This is a genomic window from Terrimonas ginsenosidimutans (genome assembly GCF_022012415.1).
Lineage (GTDB): Bacteria > Bacteroidota > Bacteroidia > Chitinophagales > Chitinophagaceae > Terrimonas_A > Terrimonas_A ginsenosidimutans.
Genome location: NZ_JAKLTR010000026.1, coordinates 62,892 through 74,233, shown reverse-complemented (window position 1 = coordinate 74,233; position 11,342 = coordinate 62,892). Strand labels below are relative to the sequence as shown.

The 11,342-nt window shown below is 40.3% G+C and carries 10 protein-coding genes and 2 pseudogenes; 11 read left to right on the top strand and 1 reads right to left on the bottom strand.

What is annotated here, in order from left to right; genetic code table 11:
• The first annotated feature begins 151 nt into the window (after nucleotides 1–151).
• The 11 genes and pseudogenes from LZZ85_RS26355 (at nucleotide 152) to LZZ85_RS26315 (ending at nucleotide 9,202) form a co-directional block, all read left to right on the top strand.
• Nucleotides 152–1,207 carry an RHS repeat domain-containing protein gene (locus LZZ85_RS26355; protein WP_237876729.1) on the top strand — a complete coding sequence of 352 codons (1,056 nt, stop codon included), beginning with the start codon at nucleotides 152–154 and terminating at the stop codon, nucleotides 1,205–1,207.
• Nucleotides 1,161–1,910 carry a toxin-antitoxin system YwqK family antitoxin gene (locus LZZ85_RS26350; RefSeq protein WP_237876727.1) on the top strand — a complete coding sequence of 250 codons (750 nt, stop codon included), beginning with the start codon at nucleotides 1,161–1,163 and terminating at the stop codon, nucleotides 1,908–1,910. Before LZZ85_RS26355 ends, LZZ85_RS26350 begins: the two co-directional genes overlap by 47 nt.
• A 255-nt stretch (nucleotides 1,911–2,165) precedes the next feature.
• Nucleotides 2,166–3,623 (top strand): RHS repeat domain-containing protein, encoded by a 1,458-nt coding sequence (locus LZZ85_RS28730; protein ID WP_237876725.1) that lies wholly within the window; start codon nucleotides 2,166–2,168, stop codon nucleotides 3,621–3,623.
• A 352-nt stretch (nucleotides 3,624–3,975) separates the two neighbouring features.
• Entirely contained in the window at nucleotides 3,976–4,275 is a 300-nt protein-coding gene (locus tag LZZ85_RS26340; protein WP_237876723.1) for a hypothetical protein, read from the top strand.
• A 273-nt stretch (nucleotides 4,276–4,548) separates the two neighbouring features.
• Nucleotides 4,549–4,866, top strand: coding sequence for a hypothetical protein (locus tag LZZ85_RS26335; protein WP_237876721.1), 318 nt, complete (start codon nucleotides 4,549–4,551; stop codon nucleotides 4,864–4,866).
• A gap of 523 nt (nucleotides 4,867–5,389) precedes the next feature.
• The gene (locus LZZ85_RS26330; protein WP_237876719.1) at nucleotides 5,390–5,770 is read left to right on the top strand and encodes a hypothetical protein; all 381 of its coding nucleotides are present in this window, start codon (nucleotides 5,390–5,392) and stop codon (nucleotides 5,768–5,770) included.
• Nucleotides 5,742–6,689 carry an RHS repeat-associated core domain-containing protein gene (locus LZZ85_RS26325; protein ID WP_237876717.1) on the top strand — a complete coding sequence of 316 codons (948 nt, stop codon included), beginning with the start codon at nucleotides 5,742–5,744 and terminating at the stop codon, nucleotides 6,687–6,689. Before LZZ85_RS26330 ends, LZZ85_RS26325 begins: the two co-directional genes overlap by 29 nt.
• A gap of 5 nt (nucleotides 6,690–6,694) precedes the next feature.
• Nucleotides 6,695–7,468, top strand: coding sequence for a toxin-antitoxin system YwqK family antitoxin (locus LZZ85_RS26320; protein WP_237876715.1), 774 nt, complete (start codon nucleotides 6,695–6,697; stop codon nucleotides 7,466–7,468).
• Between the two features lie 96 nt (nucleotides 7,469–7,564).
• A pseudogene (locus LZZ85_RS28890) lies at nucleotides 7,565–7,849 on the top strand (hypothetical protein); the annotation flags it as partial.
• Nucleotides 7,735–7,986 (top strand): annotated as a pseudogene (locus LZZ85_RS28935) (DUF8616 domain-containing protein); the annotation flags it as partial. The pseudogenes LZZ85_RS28890 and LZZ85_RS28935, both read left to right, overlap by 115 nt.
• A gap of 457 nt (nucleotides 7,987–8,443) precedes the next feature.
• Nucleotides 8,444–9,202, top strand: a complete 759-nt coding sequence (locus tag LZZ85_RS26315; protein ID WP_237876713.1) for a hypothetical protein — start codon at nucleotides 8,444–8,446, stop codon at nucleotides 9,200–9,202.
• Between the two features lie 674 nt (nucleotides 9,203–9,876).
• On the opposite strand, the gene LZZ85_RS26310 is transcribed toward LZZ85_RS26315, so the two are convergent.
• Nucleotides 9,877–10,680 (bottom strand): hypothetical protein, encoded by an 804-nt coding sequence (locus LZZ85_RS26310; protein ID WP_237876710.1) that lies wholly within the window; start codon nucleotides 10,678–10,680, stop codon nucleotides 9,877–9,879.
• Nucleotides 10,681–11,342: the final 662 nt, after the last annotated feature.

The window sequence follows — 11,342 nt, the reverse complement described above, 5'->3', positions numbered from 1 at the left end:
GTTCCTGGCTACGCAACCGGGCGTGTCCGGCAAACCAAAGGCGTATTTGAACTGGGTCTTGTTTGATGAGCAGTTTACCTTTGTAGGGAGTTCGAGTTAGGCGGAGCCGGTGGAAAGCAGTGGTGTGGTGAAGGAACTTAACAAAACCGGTATGCCGGTAAATAAGAACGGATATTTGTATATTGTAGCCAGCCCCGGACAATGCCCCGGGGTGAGTAATGAGACGAACAGTGATGTGTTCTTTGATAATTTACAGGTAACGCATGTGCGGGGGAGATTGTTGGAGGAGAGTCATTATTATCCGTTCGGCCTCACTATGGCGGGGATATCATCGAAAGCATTAGCGTTCGGAGGGCCTGAGAATAAGCTTAGATATAATGGCTATGAGCAACAGAGTGGTGAGTTTAGTGATGGATCAGGTTTAGAGTGGTACGACTATAAGCATCGGTTTTATGATAATCAGATCGGCAGATTTTTTTGTGTAGACAGATTAGCGGATCAATTTCCGTATTATACGCCATATCAATTTGCAGGGAATGAAGTGCCTAATGCGATTGATCTGGATGGTTTAGAGCCCTACAGAGCGGTCAACCCTAAGCAGTTGTTTTATCAGGCAGCTACAGACATCACAAGAGCGATGGCAAGAGGTTGGGATAAATTAACGGGCCTGTTTTCATCTAACAAGACTGAAGTATATACTCCTTCTAGTAATGGCTCAAGCCTTGTCACTACTTATGAAAAAAACAGGTATGTTGGCGGTAATCTGGAACAATGGGTCGTTGATGGTATTCAATCTTCTAGTAATAACATGCCAGCCATAGGACCATATATACTGGTCGATAAGACGACTGAGAAAACAAAAGTGGAAGTCAGCCATATTCAGACCGCCGGTAAATTTGAGTTAGAAACAAAGGCAGAAACCGATGGTAGTTCGGCTACAGTAAAAGGTACAATTAAAAAGGTTAATGTTAGTGGAGTGAATATGGATTTGTCGGCTACAGTTACAAAAGATGGAGAAGGAACGAAAACTAAGGTGGAAGCCAAAACTAGCACGAATCCGTTTTCTATTGGAGGTATGTTGGAAGTTACGCAATCAAAAACCGGAAATTTTGATAGCGGTAAGGTCGGTGTATTATTTCAAGTAAAAAAAGAAACTCCGAATGGATCAACTATTAAAAACACCACAACAGTTGGGAAAACATTTTAAGCTCTCTTTTTTCATTTTTACACTAAGTATTATCATTGTGTCTTGTGTGAGTAAAGATCATTCAAGTTTTAAGCGGATTGGAAAATTTAATGAAGAAGGTTTAAAGGACGGGAAGTGGCAGTATTTTGATTCCACTGGGAAATTATTCCAAGAAGGCTATTTTGTAAATGGCTTAAGGGCCGGGACATGGTTCTATTCCGGCACTAAGACTGATTCAATTTTTTGGAGAGTACACAAAAGTCCCACGAGGATAATAGAAATTAATTTTCCTCAAAACATAAGTTTGGTGGATGATAGTGATAGTCTTGTAGTTTTTAAAAGTATTAAGGATAGTGAGATTTTTACCTTGGTAGTAGGGCGAAGTTTCGGTAGTTCGCTAGAGTCTTATACTGAACGCATTTATCAAGACTTGATTAATCGCAATGCTACCTTAATAGATACATCTTCTCAGTACATTAGAACTGAGACTGGGAGAAGTTATTTATATAATTATATTTTTGGTAAAGACTCCAATTCTGGATTCTACATTTTTAATATTGCCGGGATGGACTCTGAAGGGTATTTAATTGAAATAACTCTTCGGTGTGATGATAAAAATGAGAATTTAGCTCGGCGAGTATTTTTCTCCATTATCCCTAATTTATTTATAAAGCAATTGAAATTCTTTCATATTGAGGATAAGGTTGCTGAGTTCAAAAAATAAACGTTGAAAGCATCGTTTCCTGAAGCCTATAGTGTTGTCTCAATTATCTGCTTCGTAGAACCCGTCCATTATCTATTTAAGAATGTAGCAGTTGTCTAATAATAAGCTTTATTAGCCCGGCAACCGTCGGGCTTTATTCTTTTAAGCGTAAGCTTTTCTTGCTTTAGCATCTCTGATGTATGTATCGATGAGATCATACAGTGTCTTCTTTTTATCTTCATCGAGCTGCTCCAGTTCCTGCAACCGCTGGCGAGTGTGCGGGATGCGGTGAAGGGGGAAGCGGGAGGTAATGCATATCAGGTGGACATAGACAACCAGGCTGCGTTCAATTATACGTACGATAGGATTGGTAACCTGGTCAGCGATGCGAAGGAGCATATCAGTAATATCGCATGGACGGTATATGGCAAGATCCGCAGCATCACCAAGGACGATGGTACGGTGATTGAATACCTGTACGATGTATCGGGTAACCGGGTGAGTAAGACGGTGACGCCGCCATCCGGCAGCAATGAGGTAGTTAAAACGACAGTGTATGTCCGGGATGCCTCCGGCAATGTGATGGGAGTATATGAAAAAGCAGGAGTAGCAGCAATCCGCCAAACGGAAACGCATCTGTACGGCAGCAGCCGGATCGGTATGGCGACGGAGTTTTCCGAGGCTGGCGTGGATACCGTGGTACAATCTGGTACAGGATTCGCAAAACTGAGTATCTTTACCAGGCATGAAAAGCTCTTTGAGTTAAGCAATCACCTGGGGAATGTACTGGTAACGGTGAGTGATAAGCGGGTACCGTATTGTCCGGAGGATAATTCGAATGTTTATTGTGGCACGGATGGGATGGGGCAGCCGCAGGTGTGTGCGTGCAGTTCGTCGTCGTATTCGTATTTTTTTAGAGCGGAGGTGGTAAGTGCGAATGATTATTATCCGTTTGGGATGGGGATGGTGGGAAGGAATTATTCGTCGGGAGCTTATAGGTATGGGTTCAATGGAAAGGAGAATGATAATGAAGTCAAGACTGATGCGAATGGAAATGATATTGTGGAGGCACAGCAGGATTATGGAATGAGGATTTATGATACGAGGTTGGGTAAATTCTTATCAGTCGACCCGTTGAGTAAAAAGTATCCATTTTATACACCGTATCAGTTTGCAAGTAATTCTCCAATCTTATCAGTCGATATAGATGGCCTTGAGTCAAATACTAATTTGAATCCTGTTGAAGGGAATTTTATTAATCGGTATGTAAAGTCCATATTCAGAAATATTATAGGGTTTGATCCTGAACGTCCCGGACCATTTACGACCATAGCAGATCCAAGAATGGGAGCAGAGGCGCTGGATCAGCAATTAATGCCGTATCGATCTCTCGGCGAGATGCTGCAAGGGAAAAAGTTTGAAGAAACCGAATTTGGAAAGTATGCTAAAGCATATGGCGATGCTGTATTAAACGGCGATCCTGATGCGCTTGGTAATTTAACAGCCGACGCATTGCAGTTGGCATTCGCTCTTGCCGGTGCCCGGCAACAGTATAAAGAGAACTTGGCGGTTTTTGGAGGTGACGCAAATGAGTTTACAAAACAATGGAATAAGGGGGCGAGGGAATTCAAGATTTCTGACGAAGCGACCGTTAAAACTACAGTTAAAAAGCCTGTGGCAGCTGCGGTGAGGGTCATGAGGGAGTTGACTTTATTACTGAGGATCTCAGAATGAGTGAGCAGCCGTTGCAAGTGGGTAGCATGTCTATTGTTGATCGCATTCCCGATTTAGTTGGGTTTGGAAAGACCACATTTTAAATAGGCATAAATTTGGTGCGGGAAAGCAGGTAAAACCGAGTTCCCAGCAACATTGTCAAATCAAAAGATAATTGAGGAAGTTAATAAAATTGCAAATACAGTCAATGCTAGAGGGGGGATAGGTCTGTATAACGCGCCGTTCAAATTGGGAACAGTTGATGGAATCGAAATTCGAGTTGATTTTTATCCAACTAGTCACCCTCAACATTCTGGAAAGCTCTCAACGGCATACCCTCTAAATACTTCTGTAAATCCAAATCAATAGGAAAATGATTGAAATTAGTTTCGAAGATATTAAACTCTTTATAGAACAAACCGTAGGCGTAGCTGTATTAGATATAGGTAAAGAATCTGCAGATTTTGTTTGCCATTATTTATCACATGATGAGTATGAAATGGCTTTTGAGGCTTTATTTATAGAAGTTATGAAACTAAAGTCTCCTCCATTAATTGATCTAAAAATGGCGAATGAGATTGCAATTTTCTTACGGTTGAACGAGGAAACAGTTTTTTATCCAAATTTTTGGCCCGATTTTGAAAAGTTTACATCAGAATATCTAACAGAATAAGTGGTGCAGCGAGAATAGTTGCTTAAAAACAGAAGTATTAGTCGTGAGGCCTTTATAGTTTTTTTGCCCTCTGTAGATACGTTGGGAAAAAACAAGACAGGGAAGCACAGGTATTATTAGATTAACCGGCAATGAAGTAATTGAAAGTGGAGGACATACTTATAATTATAAAGTGAAAATTTTAGGCAAAGGTGTAAGTCACTATAGACTTTATGGTCGTATAGATGACAAAGGGGCGATGAAATTTGACCACTTGATAAACGAGTAAATAATATGGAACCAGATTTTGAAACACTTTTCAAACAGTATTTTGATATCGAAAAAATTAAAAACGAACTCCATCTCGGACTGGAGAATTTAAAGAAGTCAGATGAATTAGAGGAGGAAATAACAGTTTTTTTAAAAAAAGAGACTAACTATTTTACTGAATTTGCCGGGATAAAAATATCTATTTTCAATGCCTACAGGCGGGAACCATTTTTCTTTGCACGACTGAATATTTTCGACAGCAAAACAAATATTGTTAAAGCTTGGTATGATCTGGAATATAGCTTGACATTTGAAATTCTAGATGACTATTTTAATTGGTAATGTATCTGAATAGTTGGGTTTACAAAATTCATTCATTATAAGTCCTTTGCGGTATATGATCAATTAGATAATGTGATCAATTATCTGGTTTTTGAACTTCTCCTATAAAACAAACATTTACAGAGGCCTTTCGGGGCCTCTTTTTTTATTTCCGATAATCAGAATACAGGATTTTATATCTACCATACACCCCTTCGAGGGGCTTTTTTGCTATTGATGTGATCAATTACCTGTTTTATAGGATGTAGATTTTTGCAAGAGAAAATGTCAGAAAGCGGGGAAGCAGAAGAACGGCGCGCAAAAGCTTTATTGTGCGGCCTGTAGGAAATATCAGCAGTACGGGTATAAGTATAAAGATTGTTACAACGATACCAGACCAATGATTCGCGGCTGGTTTGTGAAAGAGTGAGCATCCGGGGGATCGGCAGGGTATTGAATATCGCGTCAAGTAAGGTGATCAGAATAATCAAATGCATAGCCAGTTGTATTGCTAAGCCTGCAGTTCCATTGAACCGGCACTCTTTTGAGCCGGATCGGTATTGCAACGGAGTTTTCCGAGGCTGGCGTGGATACCGTGGTACAATCTTGTACAGGATTCGCAAAACTGAATATCTTTACGAGGCATGAAAAGCTCTTTGAGTTAAGCAATCACCTGGGGAATGTGCTGGTAACGGTGAGTGATAAGCGTGTACCGTATTGTCCGGAGGATAATCCCAATGTGTATTGTGGCACTGATGGAATGGGGCAGCCGCAGGTGTGTGCGTGCAGTTCGTCGTCGTATTCGTATTTTTTTAGAGCGGAGGTGGTGAGTGCGAATGATCATTATCCGTTTGGAACGGGGGATGGTGGGAAGAACGTACTCGTCGGGAGCTTATATGTATGGGTTCAATGGGAAGAAAAATGACAATGAAGTAAAAGGTGAGGGCAATCAAGTTGCTTTTGAAAACAGAATATATGACCCTTGGATTGCTAGATGGATGAGTCTTGATCCTTTGCAAAAGAAATATCCCAATGAAAGCCACTATGCTTTTGTTAGCGGAAATCTAATTTTGCATAAAGATGCAGATGGGAGCGATAAAATTGTGACGATAACTATCAAGAGAAATAATCAGCCAGACTTGCCAATTCGTCGTACAACCAAAGGAGTGATTGAGTACTCATCTAAAATGAGAGAAGATGGTATGTATTTTAGGGAAGAACATATTTCCGAGAATATTATATTAGACTTGAGGAATTTGCATGAAAAAATTAAACCGGGAGATGTTCTGGGTGTTATTAGTATCGAAACGGATAATACGGTAAATAGATATATGAGTGGACTTGACTATGCATTGAGAAACTTTAAAACTGGCAATAGTGGTAGTGTCGCTTACGGTTTCAGGTTATATGGGGATGGCACAGACATGGAGTGGCAAGATGATCTTCCAACAGCGGCACACGGTACGGAATCGGTTGATATATCGCGTATATTAGCAATCACGGGATTTACAAGTGGTAATCCAGGACTACCTGATGTATTTGAAGGCGTTCTTGGAAAGATAGGAGGTGTAAAAGTTGAGAACCTTGGCGTGTTGGCTCAGTTCGCTGGCGAGCTAGGGAAACAGCTTGAGAATCTTGCGGATGGATTCGAAAGAATGGTAGCAATAGAAGATCAACTAAAGAAAATACAAAGTGCGAAGGATGTTAAACCGCCAGCCGTGAATTACACAACTGGCGGCAAAAAGATAGACGACCCGAAGGGGATGGAGCACAATGTTCATATTGTGTCTCCTGGTAACGAGCGGCCTGATACAAACATTTATACTTCCAAACCCAAGAAATAAAAAGTATGAAAATTATTGTTTCGCTAATTTTCGTTATAATTTTGACTGGTTGCAAAGACAAGTCTCCCCAAGAAAAACGTCTTTTAGTTGACGATAGTTTATTAGCTGTGGGTCAGATTAGTGATGACACGATTTATAGTGGGCTTGTAAAGTTTTACGACCCTAGGTCAAGTAAGATACTCTATTCTTGTAATTATAAGGACGGTAAATTAGACGGCATAAAAACGGATTTTCATGAGAATGGAGAAGTCTATTCACGGCAGATGTATCATGGCGGACTACCTCATGGCTACGTTAATTTCTACGATACTGCCGGTCAAATTTATGCGAGACAATTTTTTTATTATGGATTGAAATCTGGCCCGTCAATAAATTGGAAAGATGGACAGCCAACGTCTTTTCATTTCTACTCATTAGATAACAGACTTCTTATAGATCTTGACTATTCAGATCTGACTGAAAAACTTATATCTGACGTTCAGCAGGGTTTCTTTTTCTATCAAACATCGGAAGTGATAACTGCAAATTGGCGAGATGGAACATCTGCCCAAAAAGACATCTTTTTGTATTTACCGAAACCACCTAAGTTTGACTTTAAGTATAGTTTGGTAAAAATAGACTCGCAATACAAAGTATTGTCAATTATCCGAGAAATTTCTTCTAACGACATTTTTGAAAAAATATCTGTTCCGGCGTCAGATACGGCCAGTTTAGCGATAAGATTGATTGTTGATGATGCAATTCATGAGGGTACTCATACTATGTTCAAGAAACTATAGAAAGATAAAGTAGTATAGATTAATACCGTTATGGGTTTAATGGAAAGGAGAATGATAATGAAGTGAAGGGGGAGGGGCAATCAGCAGGACTATGGTTTACGGATATATGATCCTCGTTTAGCAAAGTTTTTGTCCGTTGATCCGTTGACTATGAAGTATCCGGAATTAACACCGTATCAATTTTCGGCAAACACACCAATAGAAAGTGTAGATCTTAATGGAGCCGAACGTCTTTCTTATTTAGAACGTTCACTACTGCCAAACAATTATCCAGAAAACTATTACGATCTGCGTTTGAAAACGGAACCAAAATACGTCTTATATCTTGTCGTACGGGTGTCTTTGCAGATGGTTCTGCATATCAACTATCGGGATATTTGAAATCGCCAGAGACGGCACCAACGAAAAAAATTAGGATACGGGAAGGCGGAAGCTATGAAATCCCTGACGGTGGAAGATTCAAGACATTTTCTAATACATCAATTCAATATTTAAATGAAGCTACTGGGGTTTATTAATGAATATAACGATATAAAAGAAGCTCTACCACTGCAGAGGGTTATCGATTACAATACAGGGGAGATGTTAATCTAAAAGCCATTTTACGTTATCTGAAAGAAGGCCGCCTTGTATTTGGATGGATGGGGTATTTTATTGACGTAAGAACTCAGGAAATAATAGCTTCTGATGCATATTACACTGATGGTTTATGGGTATGGCCTTCTTATTTCCCTTATTATTTGGAAAAATATCCTGACATGTATATTGATAGCGGGTTTTTAGATTATCTGCGAGAAAAAAACTTTGTATTTAAAGTCGACGACCTTTTTGAGAAGAAAAAGAAGTCTTTTGAAGAGGAGCTATCAAGTAGATTAAGTGCTTCATAGATGAAGGTTCAGCCTGTTTGTCTTTATTGTATATTGAAAGAGAAAAGAGATGTCAGAATATTTACAGCAAACTAATAAAACAACTTCGATGCAGGCTACTACCAAATTATGTCTGAATTCTAATGAATTTACTCAACTTGATTTTGTTGAGTTTTATGATAGCATGGTGGAATTTACTCCAACGAGAATTACTATAGGAGCAAAAACGTTCCCCTGGAGTGAAATTGACTTTCTTAAGATTTTTGCGAAGAAGAATAAGGTCGATCGTTGCTTTATTCAAGATAATAAAGGCAACTACTTCTCTGTTGCTTCAACCGGGACGCGAACGCCCTTTAAAGCGGTAACAGTAAGTCAAGGGAGTGATAAAAAGCACTGTAAAAGCGACTTAATCGTGCGACTTATTGAAACGAAAAAATGCGTCACAGGTTTTGTCTTCAATACTGAATATGAGGAGGTGCAATCGACAAAATTCTCCAGTAATCTAGAAGGGATTAATATCCAGAAAGAAATATTAGAGACAATAAAAGCAACACCGTCAAAAGATGATGGATTTGGAGGTAAAGAATATGATATTCGCTTTAATCCAGGAAGAAGTTTGTTAATATCGAACTCGTGGTTGATCGTAGGGTGGAGAATGTGGTTCAACAAAGATTTTTATCATTTGGTGTCAAGACAAAAAATCTTGGACTTTCCTCATGCCGTTGAGAATGTTTTATTAAATAACGGGATAGTTTATGTTCAATTATTTGAAAAATTGGAAGAGCCATTCACTCCCGATGCTATGTTTCGACAATGGAAATGGCGAGAATGGATGGAGTATGACGAACTTGATGAACATTTTGGGTAATGTATCAGATTAGTGGTAATGTGATCAATTATCTGGTTTTATGGAATGTAAATTTTGCAAGAGAAAATGTCAAAAAACGGGGAAGCAGAAGAACGGCGCGCAAAAGCTTTATTGTGCGGCCTGTAGGAAATATCAGCAGTACGGGTATAAGTATAAAGCTTGTTACAATGATATCGCGGCTGGTTTGTGAAAGTGTGAGCATTCAGGGGATCGGCAGGGGATTGAATATCGCGTCAAGTACGGTGATCAGAAGAATCAAATGTATAGCCAGTTGTATTGCTAAGCCTGCAGTTCCATTGAACCGGCGCTCTTTTGAGCCGGATCCGTATGGCAACGGAGTTTTCCGAGGGTGGCGTGGATACCGTGGTACAATCTGGTACAGGATTCGCAAAATTGAATATCTTTACGAGACATGAAAAGCTCTTTGAGTTAAGCAATCACTTAGGCAATGTGCTGGTGACAATGCTGGCACCAGCCCCTCGCCGTATTGGATAAAAGATTGCGCCCATTGTCTATCAATTAATGATTGATTCTTATACAGAGACGTCTGCAATACCTGAACCAGTATTTATCATTGTTATCCCTTCTGCAACAAGAAAACCCGGTTAATTTTTTTTGAAAACCTAACCTATTCTTCAAACATCCATTTCAAAAATTCAGATTCGGGCTGATCCTCACTCTCTCGCCTTTACCCTCACCACATTCTCCTTTCTCTTCCCCTCAACCATAGTCTCCGCTTCCATTTTCTCTTTCTGCCTCTTCTCCCACAACTTTAGATCCTTGTCTTCAAAACTTCCCGCCAGCACGATCTGCATTCCTTCCCCTCTGAAATTTGGGATCGCTTCCTCATTAAAACCTAACCGCTGTCTTAAACACACCAGCCATTCCACCGTCCCAGCCGGTCGCTTGAACAAAAAGTCAAACACCGGTAACTTATCCTTTAAAAATCTCCATTCTCCATATTTAACCTCAGGCAATGGCTCGTCACTACCTTTGACCCAGCAAAGCAACAATACCTGGTATTCATAACAATTAACTGTACGTTTTGCCACCGATGAAGGCGGATGATAATCCACTGCCACAGTTATTTCTATTTTGCTGGCTTTCGGTGTTACCTTAAGTCTCGCGCCACCCAGTTTATGAAGTGGATACCGTTCATTCACTTCCATTCGCTCCAGTTGCTTCAGCAAAATATACCTGTTGTTCAAAGGCTCTCTGCGAAACCGCTTCAGCAGTAGCCTGTAGAAATTTGTTTGTTTAAAGTTGCTGCTAAAGCCCTTGATCTTACTGTTCAATTCACCGGCAAGACCATTGATGTATTCAGCGCGGTTGGCTTGACTATCAAACGCAGGTTGCATCTTTTTTTTGCGGCCCCTTTTTTTCGGCGCACTGCGCACTATATACCCATCTTTGCTGTCTACATATACGTTTTCACGAAGTTTCCCACTGATGGGGTGAATGGATTTTGACTTTGCCATTAAATCAGAATTTTGTAAATTGAATAAGGTTTATTCAATTTACTTAAATTTATTATATGCCGGGTTGTTTAATGCGCGGCACCAGCAAATCTGGCAGGTTGTCCCCTGAAAATGGGCTGATGTTTTGCTGAAATTTCCCTGAAGTTCTCCTGATGTTGTCCTGAAGTTAGCCTGATGTTAAAGTGACATCTATTCACCCTTTATCCACGGTCGCCATATGTCCGCTATAATCTCAATGTAGGTCTTCGATATCGGAGAAGAGATAGGATAATTTCAAACCCTGGTAAGATCTTCTTGAGGAAATCATCCGATCCTATTCTTATTTTATTCTCCGGAAACCTTCAAGCATACAGTAGTATAGGGGCCCCTCTAAATCTCCCCCGAGGGGTTGCCGTGTACCCACATTTTTCCTTTTATATGACCGAATAATTTCTTGATAGCTTGATGGCGTAGAGGAACGCGACGTACGCGGCGATACGCGACGTACGCGGCGAATACAAAGTCTGCTATGGCTGTTTTCGCTCCGCCGCGTATCGCTCCGCCGCGTTCCTTTACGCCATTCAAATACTTATGGATACACGCTAGCCCGAAGGGGAAGACTTATGGCCGCCTCCATATGAAATTTCAAATTACAACGCGTTTCAAGTTCAACCTCAAAAGAT

Coding starts and splice junctions, on each gene's coding strand:
- LZZ85_RS26315 (WP_237876713.1), top strand. CDS start 8,444: ATGCAGGCTACTACCAAATTATGTCTGAATTCTAATGAATTTACTCAA.
- LZZ85_RS26310 (WP_237876710.1), bottom strand. CDS start 10,680: ATGGCAAAGTCAAAATCCATTCACCCCATCAGTGGGAAACTTCGTGAA.
- LZZ85_RS26325 (WP_237876717.1), top strand. CDS start 5,742: ATGTATGGGTTCAATGGGAAGAAAAATGACAATGAAGTAAAAGGTGAG.
- LZZ85_RS26335 (WP_237876721.1), top strand. CDS start 4,549: ATGGAACCAGATTTTGAAACACTTTTCAAACAGTATTTTGATATCGAA.
- LZZ85_RS26340 (WP_237876723.1), top strand. CDS start 3,976: ATGATTGAAATTAGTTTCGAAGATATTAAACTCTTTATAGAACAAACC.
- LZZ85_RS26320 (WP_237876715.1), top strand. CDS start 6,695: ATGAAAATTATTGTTTCGCTAATTTTCGTTATAATTTTGACTGGTTGC.
- LZZ85_RS26350 (WP_237876727.1), top strand. CDS start 1,161: ATGGATCAACTATTAAAAACACCACAACAGTTGGGAAAACATTTTAAG.
- LZZ85_RS26355 (WP_237876729.1), top strand. CDS start 152: ATGCCGGTAAATAAGAACGGATATTTGTATATTGTAGCCAGCCCCGGA.